Source organism: Alteromonas sp. B31-7 (assembly GCF_015767655.1).
Taxonomy (GTDB): domain Bacteria; phylum Pseudomonadota; class Gammaproteobacteria; order Enterobacterales; family Alteromonadaceae; genus Alteromonas; species Alteromonas australica.
Map to the genome: position 1 here is coordinate 921,482 of NZ_CP065233.1, position 21,050 is coordinate 942,531.

Here is a 21,050-nt window from a genome sequence, read left to right on the forward strand (position 1 = left end):
GAGAATGGCCTTTACTTTTAGTTTTCCACTCTCATTCGATGAATTGGGCTGTTGCAAATCTTAGTTACGAAGAGCAGCTATAGTGCGCAACCCCACCAGCGCTGAAAAACTCAATGGGGCGACGTTGGTAATACGTGGCCTCTACCTCTTTTGATTGCTCGTTATACGGGGCAGTGAGTATCTTTTGTAAACGGTGTATTAAGGTAAAGTCCCCTTTTTCAGCCGCTTTGTATGCTGGCACAATAAGCCATTCTCGCCAGATGAACTTAGGGTTGGCCTGGCGCATGGCTTCCGATATTTTGGCTAAACTCCCCTCAATCTTAACGCTTTTTGCTATACTTTGACGCCACGCTTGAAGCCAGTTTTGCCATTCTTTCATTACCTCGTCTTTGGGGGGGTGATAAAAGCTTCTGGTCAAACTGGTCACATCATCGGGTAACGCCGACAGCTCACGGAAAAACAGAGAATAGTCTACGCCAGTACGTACCATTAATTGCAGTAACTTTATCAGTAAATCGTGGTCATAATCAGCTAAACCTAGCTTGCTTGCCCACATGTTTGCCATGGCTCGCTCCATGACCTCAGAGAATCCCTCGTTAATGCTATTAAGCGCAGTGAGATGCTTACTATCGTCTGCAAATAAAGGCATTAACGATCGACAGAACATATCAAAGTTCTTTTGTGCCGCTAGTGGCTGATTTAAAAACGAGAAGTGACGGCCGCCGCCAGTCCATGGCTGATAATCGGTTTCAAAAAATTCACAAAACCCAAAGGGCCCATAATCTAAGGTAAATCCGCCAGCTGCACAGTTGTCGCTGTTAAAGTTGCCCTGACAATACCCTACGCGTATCCATTGCGACACCAAGAAGGTTAATCGGTCACGAAATAGCGTGGCGAGCTTAACAACTTGTACATCAAACGGCTCTGTTGTATCTATTTCTTCTGCATACTCTCGCTCTATTAAATGTATGACAATGGCTTTTAACTCGTCGTGTGCGTTGTCATGTTCATGACAGCGCGCACGTCGGGCAAAGAGTTCCAACTGACCCACGCGCAAAAATGACGGTGCCACACGGGTGGAGATAGCGATGGGATTTTGTACCATTACCTCTGGCTCGTATGCGTGTGAGCCTTCGCGATACCAAGGCCTATCTACCGTGTCTGACGTTGACATAAATAGGCTTAATGAGCGGGAAGTGGGAATACCCAGCGCGTGCATATGTTCTTGCACTAAAAATTCGCGCACACTAGAGCGGAGCACGGCTCGCCCGTCAGCCCCGCGACAATATGGTGTACGGCCAGCCCCTTTCAGCTGCATTTCCCAACGCTTGCCGTTTAATACCGCTTCAACGACAGAAATAGCGCGACCATCTCCATAGCCGTTACCTGTCCTAAATGGACATTGCTGGGTATATTCCGTGCCGTAAATTGATAGCGCGTAACCTGTCGCCCAGCCATAAGGCACCATAGGCGAGGGAACCGCAGACATATCACCTGAAAATAATGCAGCGAAATCCGTGGTGGTGGCCAAGCTGTCGTCTAAACCTAATTCTGCAAACAAGGTTTCGCTATGCGCAATGTAGACAGGTGACATTAAAGGCGTAGGTGTAACAGGCACGTAGTGACCTGAGAACACTTGGCGAGGGTTGTGATCGTTACCGTCGCCCGGTGACTCTGGGTCAGGCGTGAGTGTATTTAGCAAAGAGTAATTTACGTGCTTTGCGAATGCGTCTAATGTTTTAATTCGTTCAGTCACTATACCTTCCTATTGCGTCACTCTGTGATGAAAACTGTCTTCGAAATTGTATTTCATAGTTGCAAGTTGAATGGGGAACTCTGCTTGTAAAAGCTTACTGCTTGGGTCGCAATGCGAGTTGGCCTTGCTCAACAGTCAGTTGCAATGGCACTGTTGACAGTAGGCTAATGGCTTTGTTCGTTGCGTCTAAACGATATACAGGATTAGTCGCCAAAAAGCCGTTAATCAGTTGCATCAGCTCGCCACTTACCGGCGCTAAATTGCCTTTAAATCCACCAGCATCAATGGTGCTATCAAGTAGCGACAGGGAGCGTACAAAAATGGCTTTTTCTTCGCTGTCGTAATATGGCGTGCCTTCTAAAGCAAGGCTTACCTTCGCAGGGTAGTTCAAACCAAACGCGCTAACACGGGCAGTGGCAATAGCGCCTAGATGAACCACATCTCTGCCATCTGGGCCAATGGACACCGTCATATCTTCAACATCTAATGTCAGTGGAATACCAGCAAGTGAAGTCTGCTTTTGCAGCTGGCTAATTTGGCCGTCGAGTACCTGCTCTAGCTCGGTGCTAGATACAGTGTACACCGATAATTGCGAAAGCGTTGCACAACCCACAAGGGCAAAAGCAAGGGCAAGCGAAAGTAAATAGTTCATAAAAGGTGCCTCTTTAGAAAAGCAGTGTCGATTTGCACAACATTAAGCCGCAACAAGGTCGTAACCATTGTAGAACCTACAACCGGTGTACACAATGCGCACACCTCGTGATGCCATCATCTTACGATGTAGGTGGGCTATTGTGCTATTTCAGCAGCGACTACAGATATTTCTACCAGCAACGCGTCGCGAGCCATATCTGCGGTCACACAAGCCCGAGCTGGCGCGAAACCTTCAGGAACCCAGTTATCCCATACCTCATTCATCTTAGCGAAGTCATCCATAGTTTTAAGATAGATAGTGGCAGAGAGCATATGCTTTCTGTCGCTGCCTGCTTTCATTAGCAGGCTATCAACTTTGTCTAACATGGTTTGTGTTTGGTGTGTGATGTCTTTTGTTGCATCAGCACACACCTGTCCACACAAATAGATAACGCCGTTGTGTTTAACTATACGACTCATACGCTGTTTGGTTTCTAATCTTTCGATATTCATTCAGTTGAGGCCTTTGAAGAGGAGGGATCAATAATAGGCAGCGACTTTAATAGGTTTGTGAGGCTACTTCAATGGAAAGAGAATGCAACGACATCAAACCTATACTGCTGTATTTCGCCAGGCTTTAAACATGACTGTCTTGTTTAGAGGCCTCTGTTAAAAATGGCTGGAAACTTGGGCAAGACAAACACAGCTGTTGTAAAGCACTCATCGCGTCAATAAAGGCAGTAAGCTGTTCATGTGGACTATGTACCTCATTAAAAAATGCATCCATACGCATTAACACGGCAAAAGGGTGGTACCAATTGATATCACCCTTGTATTCGCTACACATATTATCGACAACCTTCCACGACTTATTGTGAGCTATGTCTGCAACGATTGATGCATTTAGCGCATCAATTTTATCCGAGAGCTCGTGTCGAAATTCTTCAAAATAAGGCATTGATGGTAGTGAGTTATGAACTGATTCATTAAAATCGAAAATTAATGCAACATGCATGTGCTTTCCAGTGATGTGTTCATATTTATGATCGGAACTATCGGCTAAAAAACCACAAAATATACCGGGTTTCCAGTCAAATTTTTGGTTGCTGCTAAGCTGGCAAAATTCGATGCCAATCCTACTTTCGACAGCATTAAGCCGATCTTTTACTGTGGGCTTCAGTATATTGCCTAACGGCCAAGCAACATGGTCAAGGGATGCTAAACGAAGAAGGGAGCGCATTTGTTCTTCCAACGCTTTAGCTTCAAGGTAGTGGGTAATGGCTAACTGGTTGATAGGGGTTATTTTCCCTAACCCTTCTGCCTGCAGTAGCTTCTTGAATGACTGCATATACCAATCAGTTGTTGTATTGTTTAAAGGCTTTATATCGTCTAATAGGCCATAAATATCATGCCAGCATATAGCGCAGTCGGGGTCTTGTTTGTGCTGATATTCCCGCGCTGTGATAAGCACCACGTAATGGTGGTTAAAATGTTGCTCGGCAAAAGCTCTATAGTTTGCTAGCTGAGAATCACTAAGTTCCGAATAGACCTTGTGCTCGAAGACTATTGCCACATCGTCCCACTTAACAAGCATATCGGGAAACTTGCCATTGAAGTTTTCTTGAGTCGAAACGTCATATCGACTGGGATTAAAAGCCTTTGGAAGTTTGGATTTTTCGTTAAGTTTTGCCAGAACTGCTGACATCACTTCATCACTGCTTTTCAACAAGTGAGCAAAAGCTTCAGTTAAAAAATTCTCTAAAGGATCGGATTTGTCTCTGGGCCGGTATTTCCTTAAATTGACGAGTAAATTATTTTCCATGTTATAGGCTGTTCCACGTTATCTGATGTTATTTCTTTGACTGGTAAGTCATTTGTAGAGCTATAAGTTTGATGCTTAGTTTTCAAACCGCATAAACATCGTTATAGCATTTTATAAAATGACCTTAGATTACATATCGCTTAAGCGCACTTTTGCTGGGATAAAGCTTTATTCTATTCCCTTAACTGAAAACAACATAGTGAGGATCTGTTCTCCAGATGCATTTCAGCGCCTGTAGAGAAAATGTGTTAATGACCATTTGTCTATGGAGCTTACTTCTTACAATTTTTCTATCGGCGAACATGCTAAAAGTGCTATTTTTCTTATCAAATAGTATTCGCCCGCGAGGTAACGCCTGATATTCAGAGTCAAAAAGCTTTGGATATTCAGGAAGGTATACTTTTTCTAATTCCCAAACATCAATGTGGCTGAATCTGCAGTCGGCAATTCCTACACTGCTATATGAGGCTTGGGATAATAGTATAGATTTTGATATGAGTTTTTGTTGGTAAACCCAAAAGATACCAATACGAGGATAGGAAGGGCGCATTTATATTTCCTTTTGGCAGTTTTAGACCCACTGACGTTTTTCGTTTTTAGAACCCTTCTATTAATTTCGTATTATTCAGTGAATTGAGTTGAAAGCGACGACCCACCATAGGAGGAATTAACCAGCCCTCTTTGCTTGCACACGTTTTTTCAATTAAACGGGCAAAATGAGGTCACGCATGCTCGTGGCTTTAGTGAATCAGAGTACGTTAGAAGGAATTGTCCAAAGCCTTGTAGCAAGAAGCTCAAAAACTCGCTCATAATTTAAGATACGGACAGGGAAGTTCAAATGAGGGTATCTCGGGTGTACCGATACGATCTTTTCCAGATACAAAAAAACCGACTCAAGGTCGGCTTGCTCTCTATTTAAAGAGAATGGTACCAGAGGCCGGACTTGAACCGGCACGCTATTTCTAGCAACGGATTTTGAAAGTTTAGCGTCTAAGAAAAATAAATAAAAAACAAAGGTTTAAAATTGATTTATAGGCGCTTTGCATGCACTTTGCACGGAAGGGCTTTATTTCTTTGTTTTTAACGCATCCGCTCTATAGCTGGAATATCAAAATAATCGTCAGGTGAGGAGGCTTTCAATTTACTCATGTTCTCTTTCCGTTCCTTCCTTCGCTGAATAGTTTCGCCAAACACAAGAATGTGTTCTTCCTCATAAATATCGCGAACTTCTTCTGAAGTTAAAATCCCAAGTAGCCGACATGCCTGAAAGAGTCCTTCAGTACGGCTTTTCTTCACGTCATCACCGTTGCCTTTCTTTGTATTCTCAAAACAAGCTCTTAGCTCATTACGACAATGTTGAATAAATTCTTGTGGCTCCACTAGTTCTCCTTTCGTTTGTTAGTCCTTAAATACAGCCTCGTCTCTTGTAGTTCGCTGCCCATTCTTTGGCTCTGCGGGAGTAGCTTTCTATTGCTTTTTCATTGGAAAGTGCGAATCGGTTTTTAATCTGCTGAACCTCGTCAAGTTCAAGGCCAGATAGCTGGTTACTATACATTTTAGGAACAACATGACTGTAGTGTTGTTCAATCATAGATATGGATGTACCGCACTGTTTGGCAAGAACTTCTATGGGAACTCTTTGAGCTCTCATTTCCCAAGTTATATAGCTATGGCGTAATGAATATAAGGTTCGCTCGCCTGATGAGTTATCTTGCTCACCTTTCTCTGTTTTAGGTTTCTTTAACCCAAGGTTTTCGAGAGCAAGCGCAAATGTTCTACCAAGCTCCTTAGTTTGCTTCCCGCTTTTCAATCTAAATATCAAATCGTTAGGCTTTCGTTCCGGAAAGTCTCTGGTGAGAAGCCAAATAGCATCATAAATGTTTGCGTTACAGACTACCTCTCTTGTTCCAGTGAACTTGGTTGTTTTACCTTTCCTAACATTCAAATAGAAGCGCGCTTGATGGCCTTGCGTTTGGATATGTAGGTCGCCCCACTTTAGATTATCGAGTTCAGTACCTGGCCTTAACCCCGTATTTATCGCGAATTCCATATAATAGTAAAGTAGTCGTCGGATTTCGGCAGTAACCTTTTTCCTAGAGTTTTGCTCAAGTCTGAGTACTTCTTCGCAGATTTGGTCGTATTCTTCAGGCGTGAAAGATAGACGTCTGTGCCCAGACTCTCCATCATTTGTTAACTTGGGGACCTGAATTGGGAGCATCCATTCATTGTCTAAAGCAAACTCAAACACTCGCTGTAATGCTGCATTGTGGTTGAGGATTGTGGATTTAGATAAAGCTTTACCGGCTTTTTTAAACCGCCAATTATCAAATTCCTTAAGCTGCGCTCTTTTAATGGACGTAATCGACGTTTTAGCAAAAAATTCGATGTGGTATTTCCTCAGCACGCCGATGTAGTCTTTGAATACTACTTTACCGGTTCCAGCATCCATTTTGCGCTTCATATCAGCTATTGCGAGTTCGGCAACCTCTTTGAAACTCTTATTTTTTACTAAGGTTCCTTCATTAAGTTTAGACTGAAACTCTCTTCTAATAAATTTAGCTTCAACTCTTGCGTCTTCGAGGTCTTCTTGACCCGTGGTTTTGCAGTACCATTTTTTACTGGGGTCGTTATCTAACTTAAAGCGAGCGAGCCACTTGTTACTGTTATCTTGGAGAAAAACATAGAAGTGTTCAAAACCCTCAATATCTACTCGTTCAAGTTGTGCCATTCGCGTAACTGCCCATGCAAAGAAAAATAACGTGCCTAGTGCTTATAGTACTTGAATTACTTGAAGTCGCAATCGAAAGTGGATAGCTGCTGTTAACTGGTGATTTAAGCTTCAGTTCTGCGGGCAAACTTCATGTCTAATTTTATTAATATTATTAAAGGATTAGTAAAATCCGACGATATGTACATTAGATAAAGTTACGCAAAGAATAATTAAACAAGGGACTGATATAAGGTTTTTTAAGAACCTTTACACGCACAATGAGTTTATTTGTCAATACCAACATATCTTCATTAACTGCTCAGCGAAATCTTTTCTCTTCTAGTATGCAGTTAGATAAGTCATTCGAACGCTTGTCATCTGGCTTCAGAATAAATAGTGCCTCAGATGATGCTGCTGGTTTACAAATAAGCGATCGGCTTTCAAGCCAAATAAATGGCCTAAATCAAGCTGTTAGAAATGCAAATGATGCTATTTCAGTGACTCAGACTGCTGACGGTGCGCTCAGCGAGACAGTAGGGAATCTTCAGCGTTTACGTCAACTTGCTATTCAATCTCAAAATGGTATTAATTCTCTCGCTGATAAAACGGCACTTCAAAAAGAGGCGCAAGAGCTCGTCGAGGAGATAAACCGCATTTCTACGGATACTCAATTTGCTGGTCAAAATTTGCTAGATGGAACATATAGCGCCGCGTTTTTGGTTGGCGCGAATGCGGGACAAACAATTACCGTCAGTTTAACCCAGTTCTCCGCAGCAGGGTTTGGACCGCAAGGGGCTTTAATCCCTAATCCAAACCTTATCAGTGGAACTTCAGGATATGTAAAACCGGAAAATGTCTCGGGTGCTGCTGATCTGCAAACCACAGGAGGATTAGGCTTTATTATCGATGATGATCGGCTTGCCTTTGCTGATAACAGAGTCTATAACCTAGCCGTTTCATACGATGGGGGCAATTCTTATTCTGAAATATCACTTAACTTAACTGATCCTGGCTTTGGTCTAGAAGAATTTGCCTCCGCTTTAAATGAGGCCGGAGGGGGAAACCTATGGTCTGCAAGTTCTACTGATGTCTCTCCTACAGGGAGTATCAATGATTTCAGGATAGCTGCACCCGACCAAAAAACGATAGATGAACTATTTCCCAACCCAATATTTTTTAGAAATGAAGTAGGAATCTATAAGTCTCAAGATATTTTACAGGCTATTGACGGTGCAATATCTAGGTTTGGAAGTGTAAGGTCTGAGCTTGGCGCATTACAAAATAGATTCCAGTCCACAATTAGGAACCTCAGTATCACCTCTGAAAACTTAAGTGCATCTAGAAGCCGAATAAATGATACCGATTACGCTAAAGAAACTGCTAATTTGGCCCGAAATCAAATCATTCAGCAAGCAAGCAACACCATACTAGCTCAGGCAAATCAAAGGCCTCAATTAGCGTTGTCACTTCTTTCGTAGTTGCCTTTAATCCGTATTAACGTGGGGCTAATTTGTGTTGTTATCTTGGCGGGCATTTTTATTTCCAGCGGTTGTTAATAACAACATTTTAAAATTTATTAGAATGCTAGCTAAGTGAGTTGGTGCTAGTAATCGCTTACTCACATATTCCGTCAATCACAGAAGCAGACCGTCAGAATTCTTTATAGCTAATTCTGTTTCCGTCAAACAGCAGTTGCTCGAGGGCCTTATAATCGACAAAAAACTATTGGCTAATAATTAAAGACGAAGAAGCAGAAGCTAACTGTTTTATGTCCTGGAGAATGAGCTGTTGGCGCTATACGTTAGCTATCCAGTATTCTACGCATTTCAGCCTCAAGCCATACATATTTATCTTTTACACGCTTAGGCGGGTCAGCCGAAATTATTTTTTGAATTTTTGATAATGTTTCAGATTGAGCAATTTCTACAGCTTGAAGCTGCTTTGTTTTTGAATAAGCCAATGTACTACAGGTTGTTATATATCTAAAACAGGCAGGTAGTGAGATGTAGCTATATTTTTCATCGCTCTCAATTAGAGACTCAAAGATACTGAAAGATTTAATTTTTCTAAACGCATTAATACAGTGTTCGTCAAAAATAATTCTTGGAGCCTCAGCCTTTTTTGACTCCAAAAAATAAGCTCGATTCATTGCAGGACCAAATAATGGGCCGTTATCTTTATGTACCAATTTACCTAAAGTGATGCCTCCACGAACTAGCAGTGAATATTCATCCCATAATTTAATACTAAGTTTAGCCAAAAGCTCGAGGATAGATTGCGAAGCAATTACATTGTCAATATCAGCTGATAGAACTAAGCTATCTGAAAAGTATGATATGGCCACAGGATGCATTTTACTCATATTTTCATTCATTTTAGCGATGGTAGCTTTGACTTCCTCCAACTGATCTTTTGGTATTTTTTCCTCATTTATTGAGCCATACATTGATTCCTGAAGTAAGTTGGGATTCATTGAAAGTAACGCTTCTGAAATGCTTTCTGCGAGTTCAGGAACTTCGCCACTTTTTTCTACCAAGGCTCCAAAGCCAAGAATATCTATGAAGGCTATAAATTTATTTTTATACATGTAGATTATTGACCTGTATCTCTACCGCTCCGCACATACTTTGGCTGTCCCAGTGACCAACTGCTTGCGGCTTATTTTGCAAATATATTATTGGCCTTGTGCACTGACATCCAATCAATATATTCTTTAAGAGCTTCGAACTCTCGCAAATCTATATGTCGATTCTTTAACTCTTTTTGACAACGAGATAAATACTCTTCGATTGCAGCCAGCACGCCTTTATTTGTTTTTTCCCGTATTTCACTTTCAACAGCTAACTTATGTGCTTTGAATTCAAACTCCTTCTTCCGAGTCTTCTTTTTTCGTCTCGGCTTAGTGCTCCAGTATTCGCCTCGAACCTGGCTGCCCATAAAAAAGAGCTTTATGTGTCCAATGACTTCATTGAATTCCCAGTCACCGCCATAAGAAGAACGATGATGATTCTTCCAATTATCAACTAAGTCAGGATTTTCTTGTCGAAAGCTACTATCCCAAGACTTGGACACTAAACGCTCAAACTCTTCATCCATCTGAGAATAATACCTTTCCTCTGACAATCGATAGACTGGGATAACCATGAAATAGTTGTCAAAGATCACGATCCTTCCTTGTGTGCGTAATGGCTTAATACTGAAACTTGATAGTAACACTCGTTTTCCATGAAAACACAGGGTATGTTTTCGTAGGAAAGAATATAACTGCGCCAATTACACTTTTGTGGTTACTTTATTGCCAATGCCCCAACGACTACATTATTGTGTTGGTAGAACACATCCAAAACTCTTAGCTTCACCAATTGGCGCATAGTTACCTTTAACATGCACTAACAGTATCTAGATTGAACAAGTACATTTGCTGATATAATCAAAATATGACCTGACGAGCACTATACGTTTATCAAAGTACTAGCGAGACTGGTTAATAACTTGCGAAATTGTGACTCGACTTTTTCCTTATCGACGATACATGTATGTCTCAATACCGCTTTTTTCTTCTCCGGCTCGAGCGTTTTAAAAACAGCTTGAAGACTATTACGAAGCACCTCTAGCTTTTCACTATCGTTGAGTTCTACGAAGAAAGTAGGCTTCATCACTCTGATACCTCGAAATGCTTCTGAGATAGTACCTATACTTTGCAAAGAAAGGGTCTTTCTTTTTTCATTACTTTGGCTGTGCCCGTTGAATACTCTTTCAAGGCGAACAGTGCCATGGATATCTTTTAACTGGTTGTAGCTATAATCTTGACTCTTAATCCTACAAACCCTAGCTGGAATGTCGTAGCTTTTAAATGGGTTAGAATTGCGTGAACCATACCTTTCAAATTCGCACCAAATACCGTTGCCGTCATCACGTCTACGGAACGTAACGCTGGCTCTAGAATCGCATAAAACGTGTACAAATAGCTTTGGCACTCGGTACAAGTCGATTGCCCGCTCTATCACATTTAAGAATGCGCTAGATACGACTTCCTGATATCTACTTTTTCCAAGTGCTGTCTTTAATAACATAAAGAATTGGATTAACTGTTCTTCCGACAACTTAGTGGGGTTAAACGATACTTTTATTCGCCTTGCTATCATGATGGGCTCATAGAGCAAAACGACTTTAACGCCAGATCTAAAAATGACAGATAACCTTTTGGCATACTTGGAAAGGTATCTTTGTTGTCTTGTGGCTGTCCTATTCCGAAGTTTATACGAGTCAGTAACACTTGCGCTAAACCTCTTCAATGTCGTGAATATGGATGCCTGCTCCGCCTCAGTAACATCGATTGTCAGCTCAATTTTGTCTAGCAGACAGTTTGTAGCTTGTTTGCCTGATAACTGTTTATGGAGCTTATATCCATATTTACGTAGTAGTTTCCTATTGTTGAGAATATCCAGTAATGCTTGTTCGCTAACAGCCTTTGACTGCCCACTGTCACTATATAAATTATTAAGAATAGTTACTTGTTGAGATACTACATTAAGTAATTGAAAAGACATAAATTTGATCCTCGTTTTAAAAGATCAAATTATTATTCTCATCAGTATTCGTCAGAAAATTTGTCGCGAATCGCGACAAATTGTTTAATCAATAAGAGTGAGTTTTACACCTCTTTTGTCACCGTGTTTGCTCTTGTTGTACGGCGTTTCTATTTCATAGGTGTATAAGCCAGCCTCAGATATGCTCTTAAGAGCTAAACTCATCGCACCTTTTGTTGGAACCTTAGTTCTTCCTGAGTATTTCGCCACCTTTTCTGCCAGTGTTTGAAGGTCTTTATAAAAGAGTGAACTCAACATTTTTCTCCCTCCGCGACTGGCTAAAAATATGCAGATATCGACGGAAAGCTTTGTGAACCGCCTAGAAGAATCATTGCTGGCTATAATTGCCTTTCTTAACAATCTGCCTCTTGTCCCATCTTCAAACTTTCTACCTTTATTTGCGACATCCGATCCTTCTCTCTCCATTCTTTTCTCTCATTTCACTTGTGACTTAATATTATTATGTCATTTAGTTTTCAATTTGAAAACCAAATAATTGCAATTATGTTTTCAAATTGAAAACCTAAAGTCTTATAAACCCTTTGTTTTATTGGTGTTGCAAAATTTGTATTGTGTGTTTATTATTGCGTTTGTTGGCGGTTTTTTGTTGAGAGGGTAATATGGCAGACTGGGTGGCTATGTCGAAAATTGCAGCAAATGGATATTATCCGGATTGCTGTAAAGCAATGGTTGAGATCATTGAAAATAAAGGATGGGAAAAGCTTAAGTTTGAGTCATTTGAGGACTGGCGGCGGAAGTATTTTCCTAAGCGAAAAGATGAGGCGTACCTCATAGCAGATGCTGGAATGGTTCAATTCGCTACGGTTGGGAAGTCGCGGATAGGTGAAGCCTCCTATGAAGTGGCGTGTGCGTTAGCAGAAGCTCATAAAGAAGAGTTTTTGAACGAAGTGCTAGCAAAGCTGGGTGGATGGGATAAGGCAATAAAATGTTTACCCAGCAGAATACGGGACGTTATTCATGGGTACTATCCAGGGCTTCGTGCAAGAAGGGAGTTGCACCAATGGGAGAAGTCCGAAACTGAGAGAATCAAACGACTTAGTGCGATAAAAAATAGATTTAAAGAACTATCGCTAATGGAACAGTACGAATTTTTTTCAGAGCATTTTGACAAGTTCATTGAAGGAGAAATTAGGAAAGAACTGAAGGGGTATTTACGTCTTATGGAAATAATGACTCAACACCTTAACCACTTTATTAATATAGTTGAGCAGGGCGTTAACGAAGCGAATGACCCAACGCTGTATATGTTCAGAAGTCCTTTAGATGAGGATGATTTTAGTGAGGTTGAGTTATGAGTGGCGTTATTAAACCTGCCAATGAGGGAGCATGCATTGGATTTCAGCTTCTAAATGAGCATGACGAAACAAAGCTTCGAAATGAAAGCAAAAGGGAGATAAATGAACGGATAAATAAAATTGAATTAGGTGTAGCCAATCGACGAATCACAGCTTACTGCGTTTTAGTGTTCAACTGGCACGACACTCTGGGCTTTTCAAGCAAGACTGACTTTATTGATCATCACTTTCCCATGTCGCGACAGGAAGTGTACAAAGAAAAAAGCCGAGCAGAGTATGAGTTAATATTATTCAACGGAGATGTAGATAAAGTCGGTATTATAAGAGCAGCGCATTTGGACTACCTAAGACATCGTGCGCGCAAATCATTTAAGTCGTTCGAAGATATCAAAGCTTTTCTTCTAGGAGTTTGGGCGCGCGTTGAAGAAACGCTCAATCTTGAAAGCAGACTTCATGAGGATAGCGAACGTTACAGCCTACTGTCAGTCAATCAACTGCGTCACATGGTCGAAAGCTACCTGATTGATGACAGTAATATGCGCACAAAGGCTGATACTTGTAACAACAGCGATTGTAAATCATCGAAAGATGAAAGTGAGGCAACGGATCTTTCGGTCGAAAGCGAAGAAAATGAAACGGATTCAAATGTTGATAACACTCCTGCTGAGAAGCAAGCCTATTTACCGAACGAGCAACCCTGTAGCGACGAGCCTGAAAATAACAAAAGTACTGAGTCGCCGCAGAATAAAGGTGAATTTGACGTCTGGAAGCTTTTTGAAGCCAGTAGCAGTGCAGAACTCAATCGAGACGAGCGCAATCAGTTATATAAATGGCTGGATACTTGGTTTATCAATGAGCATAAACGAAAAATAGTCGAGGTTTTTATGGAAGGACTGTTGCGGACTGACGAATTCGACATTCATTCTGTCTTAATGCAACACAGTCGAGTTATGGGCCTAGAAAAACATGTCAACGCGTTACAGTTAAATATCAAGTACAGCCTGGGCATAGAAAAGAAGGCAAAAGCTGCATGAGGAAACTGAATCTCAACTACTTGGGTCAAAAATAGCGGCAGGAATCCCCTTAAATGGGCGCTACATTGTGGGTATGGCTGTGGTCAAGCAGCCCCCAAATCCCACACAAAACGCTTATTCAGGAGGTTTCTATGGATGCTCAGTGTCCGTATGCGCTGTATTTGGCTAGGTTGTCACAAAATAGCAGGCGGTCAATTCAGGCTCAGTTAGAAGGTATTGCTGATGTCATGGGTTGGCCACTTGTTGATTTACCCGCCAAGCTTGCTTGTGTCGACTATGCGCAGGCGCTTTCTATTCAAAACACACTGTTAAACGAGGGCCACGCACCACGCACTATTAATAGAGCCATGATGGCTGTTCGTGGTGTGGTGAAAGCTGCTGTTATTACTAACCAAGTCGACCAACAACATTATCTCAATCTTCAATCTGTGCCCAAAGTAAAGCACGGGCAGCATGCCGGTACGCCGCTCACAGTGCATCAGGTGCGAAAGCTATTTCGGCTGCTCGCTCAGAACCGCACACCGTTAGGTCTGCGCAACTATGCCATCTTTGCTGTGATGCTAGGAAGTGGTCTGCGCAGAAGCGAAGTCGCAGACTTGAATATTGGGCATTACGATAAGGAAAAACGCACACTGTTTGTGGCACAAGGTAAAGGCAACAAGTCGCGTACCGTCTACTTGCCTGATTGGGTGCAAGTCACCATCGAAGACTGGATAGAAGCGCGTACCGACGAACCTGGCTACCTATTTTGTACGGTAAAACGGGGTGGTCATGCGCACACTGGTAACCCGATTAATGGAGAATTGGTTTACTCGCTCGTTAAACGGTATTTCAAAGACCTGGGGCTGCCTACCGTCACACCACATGACTTACGCCGAACCTATATCACCCGTTTACTTGATCAAGGTGCTGATTTAAACACAGTCCGGCAAATGGCAGGGCATTCAGATATCTCAACTACCGTCATTTACGATAAGCGTGATGACAAAACCATGCGCAAAGCAGCGGATGAACTCAATTATGGTGATTCAGGACTGCTGATATGACATCCCGCAACATGGTATCCAGCGCATTGCCTGCACTTGGCTCGAAGCTGGCTTTACGACTATTGGACGTGACACCATCACACGTTGACTTTGACTGGCCTGCCACATTGCCTAAAGTGATAGACAAACATGTCCGGCTTGCCAAGACGCTAAAGAAACAAGACGTAAAAAAGGTACTGTTATCAAGTCTTACTCTGTCTCCAGTAGAGCTGCGGTTATCCAGAAACGTCGATAAGGTGTGTGAGCTGTTTGGCCTAGCGCATCCATGCGGCGAGATAATGCTGTTCACGATGCTTTTATCCATCAATGAAGGCTTCGCGAAGCTTTACTCTGACATGGAGTTTACCGTCCAGCGTCTGACTAACCAGCGCATCTTATGCCATATGTTCGAGTCGCGTATCGAAGCATTGCATGATGCTCAGGCAAAGCTTTTTGAACTCGGTTTTGTCGATAGCATGGACATCGACAATTTATCGACCTTGGGCTTACCGTACTTTCTGCGTAATGCGTTGCTGACGACAACGATAAGCACAAAAGAGCAGTTGCTAGCACCGTTGATGACGAGCAGCCCAAATGCACAGTTCGGGCTCAAAGACTTTTCGCATATTAATCATGAATTGGTGAGTGATTACCTACATGCTGCAATTGATAAACAGGTATCGGGTGTTTCGCTTCTGCTTTACGGCGAAAGCGGTAACGGTAAAACCGAGTTTGCCCGAACGCTTGCAAAAATCACACATCGTCAGCTTATCGAGGTACGTGCAAAAGACACCAAACAGACAGCTACGCAGAATGAATTCGGCTATCCATTTGCCAGCGATGAAAGGTTGCAGAGCCTCAAGCTGCTACAAACTCTATTGGGCAGTAACAGTAATGCCATGTTGTTAATTGATGAATGTGAGAGCCTGTTCGACCAAGCCGATACCCGATATACCAAAGAACGGCTTCAGCGGTTTATTGAGCAGACCCGAGTGCCGTGCATCTGGATAACGAATTATATCAACTGGCTAGAGCCGAGCTACATTCGCAGGTTTAAACTGGTGATGGAAGTTACCGCACCGCCTGCATCACAGCTTGAGTCGATTATCCAGAAATCGAGCAAAGGCTTGCGTCTGTCCAAGACGTTCAAACACCAATGGGCAAAGACAGATAACTTAACGCCAGCGGTCATCGATAATGCCTGTCATGTTGCTCATCTGGTAAATCACTCCGGAAGCGATGCCGAAAAGACGGTAACCGAAATGGCTGAAAACACCTTAATCGCATCTGGCCTGTTGGAGTCTGTGCCGCAATACCAAGGTGACATACCGTTTGATATGAGCCTGCTCAATATCAAAGGCCCCAAGTCGCGAATTCGCGACATCGAGAATGCGATTAAATGCGATGCGCCTATTCGTGTATTGCTCACCGGACCACCCGGTACAGGTAAAACGGCACTGGCCCATCATCTTGCCGAGGTTCACGACAAGGTAATTATCCGTGTGTCTGCATCCGATGTGCTCAGCAAATACGTTGGCGAAAGCGAGCAACAGGTATCCGAGCTGTTTTATCGCGCCCATCGCGAACAGGCCGTGTTGCTTCTCGATGAAGTCGATAGTCTGTTAGCAAGTAGGCAGCATCTGACTGCCCAACACGACGTACAGCTGGTCAATGAGCTGCTGACGCAACTAGAGTGCAATACACAGCCCGTGTTTGCTGCAACCAACTATGCAGCCAAGTTAGACCATGCAGTGCTGAGACGCTTTGATATCAAGCTTGAATGCACGCACTTGTCACTTAAGCAACTGCATAAGCTGTACAAGCAAACGCTTGGCATACGCGCTCTCACGCAGTATGAGGCCTCTACGCTCAGTCAGCTTAAGCATATTACGCCAGGTGATTTGGCAATCGTTGCCAGACACATGCGTTTTAACCCCAAGACGGACTACCGCAAACATGCACTCTCACTGCTTGTTGAGGAAAACCGTCGCAAACAACCTAAAACCCCAATCGGCTTTATAGCCAACTAAACCAACCTAGAAGGTAAACAACATGACTACATCAGTATTGAGTTCGCTCAAGGTTATCGCTCGCCCTAAAATCGAGCCAAAGCCACCAGTTCTTGGCAAACGTCTCAAGCTTATCGAGAAGCTGGAACAGCAAAAAGAGATGGCTGTCTGCATGATTGAGAACCGGCGTTTCGAAGCCTTCCGAGATAAGAAAGTCAAAAATCCCGAAACAGGCGAAGTCACCGTTCAACGTCGACCTACCAGTGTTAGGCCGTGGTATTACGACAGTGACGACCACTACTATCTGGAAGTCAAAGTGAACAATAAGCCTATTGAACTGCAAAAAGGTAAACCCGCTATTGATGTCGGTGATAAGGCCAAACTGCCTGAGGTGATTGAAACCATCATCAAAGCCACAGAGTCCGGTGAGCTTGATGAATTCTTGCTCAAACCTGCTGTGCCGAAGAGGGCTAAGCAATAGCGAGCAGAAAGCGGATAACAAAACGAGCCTTATCCGCTTATATCCTTCAAGCCATAAGATACTGCCGTAAAGACAGGTGCTTGGCTTATCTGCATACTAATAAATTAGTTTCTTTCATCAAATCCAGTGCCAAAAAGCGCACAACACATTCAATCTAAGTATTCGAGGTATTTTATGCGTATTCATTACGATGGACTGGCGTTGCCCGTCTCTACGAAATTTGTTCATGAACTTGATAATCTGTTAAGAAATAACCAACAGCACAGCGAGGCGGTTACTCTTAATTTTCGAGATCCCAACTATTGTGCCAAAAGAGGGGGCTTTCATCCGGTCGAGATAAGGCTCGAACAACGCGACAACATGTGGCATTTCTGCTACATCACCGATTTTGCTTACATCGGTAGTGGACCTTATGCGGAACTAACGAAAGAACTCGACTTTGATTTTCAGTCTGGTGTTTTTCAGAATCTGTTCGGCGTCTTTCCTATCGAACAAGCAAAAGACATGTATCAAATATGGGAAGGCAACTTTTTATATTACTTGCTTGAATTAGAGGCTTTCACTGTGAGTATTTCCGAATAAACCCAGCGGCATTTCTGAAAACTGTAAACAGTTAGGGAATGATTAAACACAGTAAGGACAGGATTATGCCAAGAGGTTTTGACGATATAAAACTTTCCCGTAGACATGCTGCTTATGTGGTTTTCGAAGGTTATGAACCTGGCGTTTACAGCACATGGCAAGAGACGGAAGCGCAAGTAAAAGGTTATCGAAACAATAAATACAAAGGCTTTCCGAGCATCGAAAAGGCAAGGCGTGCTTACGATCGTTATCTAAAGGAAAAGAAAGCGATATCTAAACCGAAATCCAAACCCAAGAAGCAGAAACCCATCAAACGGTCAGCCGTTATTGATGATGACCTTCCGCCTTGGGATATCGATTAGCCTAAGATGTTGCGAAGATGGGGCGGTACAGAATGATTTGTGTCGTCCCTTTTCCTTTTTGTCTCGTCATTTCAAAAACGGTCGACAGACTTGAAATAATATCGGTAACTTTTGCAGCACCATAAGTTCTTGGGTCAAAGTCAGGCTTCGCACGTTTTAGGAAGCTACCAGCTGGGCCCGCATTCACCCATCCATCGTCATTTTGATAAAGCTCCCATGCTTTAAGAAGTGCCGGTATTAACTCCTCTGCACCATTGGAAGCATTAGTCTCTGTTTGCTTGGACTTTCCTGTTTTAGGTACTTTTCCGGCTTCAAGGTTTTCCGTAAAGATAAAGTCATCACAGGCATTCCTGAACGACACAGGCGTTTTCTTTTCACCCACACCAAAGACAAACTTCTCTGACTCTCTCAAACGTGACGCAAGCTTGGTAAAATCGCTATCACTGGACACCAATGCAAATGCATCAATTTTTTCAGAATAGAGTAAATCCATCGCATCTATGATCATGGACGCGTCGGTGGAGTTTTTTCCGGTGGTATAGGCAAATTGTTGAATAGGCTGGATGGCTAATTCATTGAGTGACGTTTTCCAGTTCTTAAGGGCTTCAACAGACCAGTCACCATAGGCACGCTTGATAAGCACATGACCGTGCGCGGATATCTCATCCAAAATGGCAGATAACTTCGATAGTTGGGCGTTATCTGCATCAATAAGTACCGCTACTTTTTTATGAACATCCAAGTCTTTCATCTATTTTCCTTAAAATAATTCTTCGGTGTAACGGCATTTGGGGAAGGCAGAACAACCCAAGAAGACGTTTCCAGCATGAGCGCCACGTTTTGCTTGTCGTTCTACAAGCTCACTACCACACCTAGGGCAGACGTTTTGTTTAACCGTTTCTACTTTTGGTTCTGTTTGCACTTCATGAATAAGAGATAGCAGTTCATTTCCGTCAATGAGAGTCACTGGTTTATCAGATGCGAAGTCTATTGCCTGTTGGGTGAATCTGCCTGAACAGATGACAATAACCTTGTCTGCATTACTGGCGGTTAATACACCAAACATCTCGCGAACCACACTGACGCCAACTTTTTGTGCCTTCCATTGTTTGCACTGAACGAGAATAAGCCCTTCGCCTTTCCTCAGTTCTAGGTCAATACCACCGTCAGCACCAAAACCACCTTCGATTACTCGATAACCTTGTCTTCGATAGGCTTCTGCCACTAGCTCCTCAAAATTGCGCCAATGCAGTTGTCTAATGGTCTCAATACTCTTTTGAGTATCTAATTGCTTGGCTTTACGACGCCCATTAAAAAACGAAAAAGGTGCGATGAATAATATGAAAATTGCAAAATAAGGCGCAGGAATAGCGAGCGCCTTAAATACCATGTTGATAAGCTGGTTATCAGTTTCAACAGAAGGCAGTAGGTGACCCATTACTACATAGGTAATTGCTGCCGTTATCACCGAAACCCACCACGGCGTTTGGAAAAGAAGGTCAGCAAAAGACGTGTTTTTTCTTGGCATAATTGAACATCCTTGTTAAATATCGAAAATATATTAACTCAGGCAATGTCTGGATTGGGTATTAATTCCAATCGTGTAGTATCTTTTAACAGTGAAATATTCATTCCTGACAGATAGGAGAGACAAACATGGACGTGTTTATCGGTATCGATGTCGCTTGTGCGAAAGGTAAATACCTGCCACTGGTGATTTGTACTCTAGAAAATGGGCGATTATTGCCGTTTCCGTTAGCCAGTTACCCAATAAAACCACCTAGAGGTTTAGGCAACGCCCGGACCTTGGACGACAAGGTTAATCAAGCATTTGCAGAAGATGTCGCCAGTTACATAGAAACGGTATGCGACGCTTTCCATTTAAGCCCAATCCGAATAGGTATCGACTCACCGCTTCGGCCACGGGATAACCATCTTAATCGCAGATTTGCAGAGCAGGCGCTCGATAAGGCGGGTATTAGCTGTTACACCACACCTTCTGCCGATGATTTTAGGATGATTAAAGCAAAAGGTATTGCACATCTTGAGGCGGGTAAGCCGATACAAAACCTGCCTCATGCCCACCAAATCTTTATGCTGTTAGGTTTCGCCTTGAACGAGCGACTGAGTAAAGTTGCCGAATGTATAGAGGTCTATCCACACGCGACAGTGAAACAGTTAGGTGTCGCTGATATCCATAAAAGCAAAGGGAATCAGGCTGAGTTACAGCTGTCTGCCATGTCGCATTACACTGGTTGGCCTAAAACCGACGACGATTGGTCGCAAGCAGATAATATTTGCCTTGGACCAATGCACGATAGAGTGGATGCCTACAGTGCCGCATGGGTAGCAAGCTTGCCCGAACAGGAACGCATCTCATTTGGTGAGCCAGAAAAGGGTGATGCTATCTGGATACCAGACGTTAAGCCTATAAGCAGCACAGCTGCCAATCTACCGACAAAGCCCAACCCCATAAGGAAGACAAAACAGGCTGTTTCCAATATTGCACGTCAACAAGCTTGTCCAGCCTGTAATCAACACCTATTTAAACGCTGGCCGCTTGGGTGGGACGCGCATGCAGCACACAAGTGCACGGGATTAATAGAAGGCGAACCTGAAGCAAGAAAGAAGGAGTTTAAGCGCCGATTTATGAGCAGTTAACGATGTACCTTCTTTACAACCGTCTCAAAATAAACCACACTGGACTAAAGTATAGAAAAGTACACAGGGA

The 21,050-nt window shown here is 42.9% G+C and carries 22 protein-coding genes; 9 read left to right on the forward strand and 13 right to left on the reverse strand.

Annotated features, from left to right (window positions below; all coding sequences use genetic code 11):
- Positions 1-64 precede the first annotated feature (64 nt).
- From IUA53_RS03855 to IUA53_RS03885, 7 genes are all read right to left on the reverse strand, one after another.
- Positions 65-1,756: a protein adenylyltransferase SelO gene (locus tag IUA53_RS03855; RefSeq protein WP_044448537.1), complete on the reverse strand. Its 1,692-nt coding sequence runs from the start codon at positions 1,754-1,756 to the stop codon at positions 65-67.
- Positions 1,757-1,850: 94 nt separating this feature from the next.
- Positions 1,851-2,408: a DUF1439 domain-containing protein gene (locus tag IUA53_RS03860; protein ID WP_044448535.1), complete on the reverse strand. Its 558-nt coding sequence runs from the start codon at positions 2,406-2,408 to the stop codon at positions 1,851-1,853.
- Positions 2,409-2,545: 137 nt separating this feature from the next.
- Positions 2,546-2,902, reverse strand: coding sequence for a RidA family protein (locus IUA53_RS03865; RefSeq protein ID WP_044448533.1), 357 nt, complete (start codon positions 2,900-2,902; stop codon positions 2,546-2,548).
- A 124-nt stretch (positions 2,903-3,026) separates the two neighbouring features.
- Positions 3,027-4,211, reverse strand: a complete 1,185-nt coding sequence (locus IUA53_RS03870; protein WP_044448531.1) for a PD-(D/E)XK nuclease family protein — start codon at positions 4,209-4,211, stop codon at positions 3,027-3,029.
- A 181-nt stretch (positions 4,212-4,392) separates the two neighbouring features.
- The gene (locus tag IUA53_RS03875) at positions 4,393-4,761 is read right to left on the reverse strand and encodes a hypothetical protein (RefSeq protein WP_044448529.1); all 369 of its coding nucleotides are present in this window, start codon (positions 4,759-4,761) and stop codon (positions 4,393-4,395) included.
- Positions 4,762-5,291: 530 nt separating this feature from the next.
- Complete coding sequence (locus IUA53_RS03880; RefSeq protein WP_196898430.1) at positions 5,292-5,591, reverse strand: hypothetical protein; 300 nt, start codon at positions 5,589-5,591, stop codon at positions 5,292-5,294.
- Between the two features lie 25 nt (positions 5,592-5,616).
- Entirely contained in the window at positions 5,617-6,939 is a 1,323-nt protein-coding gene (locus IUA53_RS03885) for a tyrosine-type recombinase/integrase (protein WP_196898432.1), read from the reverse strand.
- A 260-nt stretch (positions 6,940-7,199) separates the two neighbouring features.
- Between IUA53_RS03885 and IUA53_RS20350 the strand changes: the two genes are divergently transcribed.
- On the forward strand, positions 7,200-8,399 hold the full coding sequence (locus tag IUA53_RS20350; protein WP_196898434.1) for a flagellin N-terminal helical domain-containing protein: 1,200 nt from the start codon (positions 7,200-7,202) through the stop codon (positions 8,397-8,399).
- Positions 8,400-8,722: 323 nt separating this feature from the next.
- Here IUA53_RS20350 and IUA53_RS03895 read toward each other — a convergent pair whose 3' ends face one another.
- The 4 genes from IUA53_RS03895 to IUA53_RS03910 form a co-directional block, all read right to left on the reverse strand.
- On the reverse strand, positions 8,723-9,508 hold the full coding sequence (locus IUA53_RS03895) for a hypothetical protein (RefSeq protein WP_196898436.1): 786 nt from the start codon (positions 9,506-9,508) through the stop codon (positions 8,723-8,725).
- A gap of 71 nt (positions 9,509-9,579) precedes the next feature.
- Complete coding sequence (locus IUA53_RS03900; RefSeq protein ID WP_196898438.1) at positions 9,580-10,086, reverse strand: hypothetical protein; 507 nt, start codon at positions 10,084-10,086, stop codon at positions 9,580-9,582.
- A gap of 287 nt (positions 10,087-10,373) precedes the next feature.
- Positions 10,374-11,471: a hypothetical protein gene (locus IUA53_RS03905; RefSeq protein WP_196898440.1), complete on the reverse strand. Its 1,098-nt coding sequence runs from the start codon at positions 11,469-11,471 to the stop codon at positions 10,374-10,376.
- An 84-nt stretch (positions 11,472-11,555) separates the two neighbouring features.
- Positions 11,556-11,936: a hypothetical protein gene (locus tag IUA53_RS03910; RefSeq protein ID WP_196898442.1), complete on the reverse strand. Its 381-nt coding sequence runs from the start codon at positions 11,934-11,936 to the stop codon at positions 11,556-11,558.
- 194 nt (positions 11,937-12,130) lie between these two features.
- Here IUA53_RS03910 and IUA53_RS03915 point away from each other — a divergent pair, with 194 nt between their 5' ends.
- The 7 genes from IUA53_RS03915 to IUA53_RS03945 all read left to right on the forward strand — a co-directional run bounded on the left by IUA53_RS03915 (position 12,131) and on the right by IUA53_RS03945 (position 18,319).
- Positions 12,131-12,826, forward strand: a complete 696-nt coding sequence (locus IUA53_RS03915) for a hypothetical protein (RefSeq protein WP_196898444.1) — start codon at positions 12,131-12,133, stop codon at positions 12,824-12,826.
- Positions 12,823-13,860: a hypothetical protein gene (locus tag IUA53_RS03920; protein ID WP_196898446.1), complete on the forward strand. Its 1,038-nt coding sequence runs from the start codon at positions 12,823-12,825 to the stop codon at positions 13,858-13,860. The genes IUA53_RS03915 and IUA53_RS03920 overlap by 4 nt, the downstream gene beginning before the upstream one ends.
- Positions 13,861-13,991: 131 nt before the next feature.
- A complete protein-coding gene (locus IUA53_RS03925) occupies positions 13,992-14,906 on the forward strand; it encodes a tyrosine-type recombinase/integrase (protein ID WP_196898448.1) in 915 nt (304 codons plus the stop codon).
- The gene (locus tag IUA53_RS03930) at positions 14,903-16,915 is read left to right on the forward strand and encodes an AAA family ATPase (protein ID WP_196898450.1); all 2,013 of its coding nucleotides are present in this window, start codon (positions 14,903-14,905) and stop codon (positions 16,913-16,915) included. The genes IUA53_RS03925 and IUA53_RS03930 overlap by 4 nt, the downstream gene beginning before the upstream one ends.
- 22 nt (positions 16,916-16,937) lie before the next feature.
- On the forward strand, positions 16,938-17,375 hold the full coding sequence (locus IUA53_RS03935) for a DUF6641 family protein (protein ID WP_196898452.1): 438 nt from the start codon (positions 16,938-16,940) through the stop codon (positions 17,373-17,375).
- 174 nt (positions 17,376-17,549) lie between these two features.
- Positions 17,550-17,957, forward strand: a complete 408-nt coding sequence (locus tag IUA53_RS03940) for a DUF2787 family protein (RefSeq protein ID WP_196898454.1) — start codon at positions 17,550-17,552, stop codon at positions 17,955-17,957.
- Between the two features lie 65 nt (positions 17,958-18,022).
- Entirely contained in the window at positions 18,023-18,319 is a 297-nt protein-coding gene (locus IUA53_RS03945) for an RNase H1/viroplasmin domain-containing protein (protein ID WP_196898456.1), read from the forward strand.
- 1 nt (position 18,320) lies between these two features.
- Here IUA53_RS03945 and IUA53_RS03950 read toward each other — a convergent pair whose 3' ends face one another.
- Positions 18,321-19,070 carry an NYN domain-containing protein gene (locus tag IUA53_RS03950; RefSeq protein ID WP_196898458.1) on the reverse strand — a complete coding sequence of 250 codons (750 nt, stop codon included), beginning with the start codon at positions 19,068-19,070 and terminating at the stop codon, positions 18,321-18,323.
- Positions 19,071-19,079: 9 nt separating this feature from the next.
- On the reverse strand, positions 19,080-19,847 hold the full coding sequence (locus IUA53_RS03955) for a restriction endonuclease (RefSeq protein WP_196898460.1): 768 nt from the start codon (positions 19,845-19,847) through the stop codon (positions 19,080-19,082).
- 128 nt (positions 19,848-19,975) lie between these two features.
- Between IUA53_RS03955 and IUA53_RS03960 the strand changes: the two genes are divergently transcribed.
- Complete coding sequence (locus IUA53_RS03960; RefSeq protein WP_196898462.1) at positions 19,976-20,980, forward strand: DUF429 domain-containing protein; 1,005 nt, start codon at positions 19,976-19,978, stop codon at positions 20,978-20,980.
- Positions 20,981-21,050 lie beyond the last annotated feature (70 nt).

What these genes read in the sequence shown, in the direction of transcription:
- IUA53_RS03860 (WP_044448535.1), bottom strand. Translation starts at nt 2,408, where the DNA reads ATGAACTATTTACTTTCGCTTGCCCTTGCTTTTGCCCTTGTGGGTTGT.
- IUA53_RS03865 (WP_044448533.1), bottom strand. Translation starts at nt 2,902, where the DNA reads ATGAATATCGAAAGATTAGAAACCAAACAGCGTATGAGTCGTATAGTT.
- IUA53_RS03870 (WP_044448531.1), bottom strand. Translation starts at nt 4,211, where the DNA reads ATGGAAAATAATTTACTCGTCAATTTAAGGAAATACCGGCCCAGAGAC.
- IUA53_RS03875 (WP_044448529.1), bottom strand. Translation starts at nt 4,761, where the DNA reads ATGCGCCCTTCCTATCCTCGTATTGGTATCTTTTGGGTTTACCAACAA.
- IUA53_RS03885 (WP_196898432.1), bottom strand. Translation starts at nt 6,939, where the DNA reads ATGGCACAACTTGAACGAGTAGATATTGAGGGTTTTGAACACTTCTAT.
- IUA53_RS20350 (WP_196898434.1), top strand. Translation starts at nt 7,200, where the DNA reads ATGAGTTTATTTGTCAATACCAACATATCTTCATTAACTGCTCAGCGA.
- IUA53_RS03895 (WP_196898436.1), bottom strand. Translation starts at nt 9,508, where the DNA reads ATGTATAAAAATAAATTTATAGCCTTCATAGATATTCTTGGCTTTGGA.
- IUA53_RS03905 (WP_196898440.1), bottom strand. Translation starts at nt 11,471, where the DNA reads ATGTCTTTTCAATTACTTAATGTAGTATCTCAACAAGTAACTATTCTT.
- IUA53_RS03910 (WP_196898442.1), bottom strand. Translation starts at nt 11,936, where the DNA reads ATGGAGAGAGAAGGATCGGATGTCGCAAATAAAGGTAGAAAGTTTGAA.
- IUA53_RS03915 (WP_196898444.1), top strand. Translation starts at nt 12,131, where the DNA reads ATGGCAGACTGGGTGGCTATGTCGAAAATTGCAGCAAATGGATATTAT.
- IUA53_RS03920 (WP_196898446.1), top strand. Translation starts at nt 12,823, where the DNA reads ATGAGTGGCGTTATTAAACCTGCCAATGAGGGAGCATGCATTGGATTT.
- IUA53_RS03925 (WP_196898448.1), top strand. Translation starts at nt 13,992, where the DNA reads ATGGATGCTCAGTGTCCGTATGCGCTGTATTTGGCTAGGTTGTCACAA.
- IUA53_RS03930 (WP_196898450.1), top strand. Translation starts at nt 14,903, where the DNA reads ATGACATCCCGCAACATGGTATCCAGCGCATTGCCTGCACTTGGCTCG.
- IUA53_RS03935 (WP_196898452.1), top strand. Translation starts at nt 16,938, where the DNA reads ATGACTACATCAGTATTGAGTTCGCTCAAGGTTATCGCTCGCCCTAAA.
- IUA53_RS03940 (WP_196898454.1), top strand. Translation starts at nt 17,550, where the DNA reads ATGCGTATTCATTACGATGGACTGGCGTTGCCCGTCTCTACGAAATTT.
- IUA53_RS03945 (WP_196898456.1), top strand. Translation starts at nt 18,023, where the DNA reads ATGCCAAGAGGTTTTGACGATATAAAACTTTCCCGTAGACATGCTGCT.
- IUA53_RS03950 (WP_196898458.1), bottom strand. Translation starts at nt 19,070, where the DNA reads ATGAAAGACTTGGATGTTCATAAAAAAGTAGCGGTACTTATTGATGCA.
- IUA53_RS03955 (WP_196898460.1), bottom strand. Translation starts at nt 19,847, where the DNA reads ATGCCAAGAAAAAACACGTCTTTTGCTGACCTTCTTTTCCAAACGCCG.
- IUA53_RS03960 (WP_196898462.1), top strand. Translation starts at nt 19,976, where the DNA reads ATGGACGTGTTTATCGGTATCGATGTCGCTTGTGCGAAAGGTAAATAC.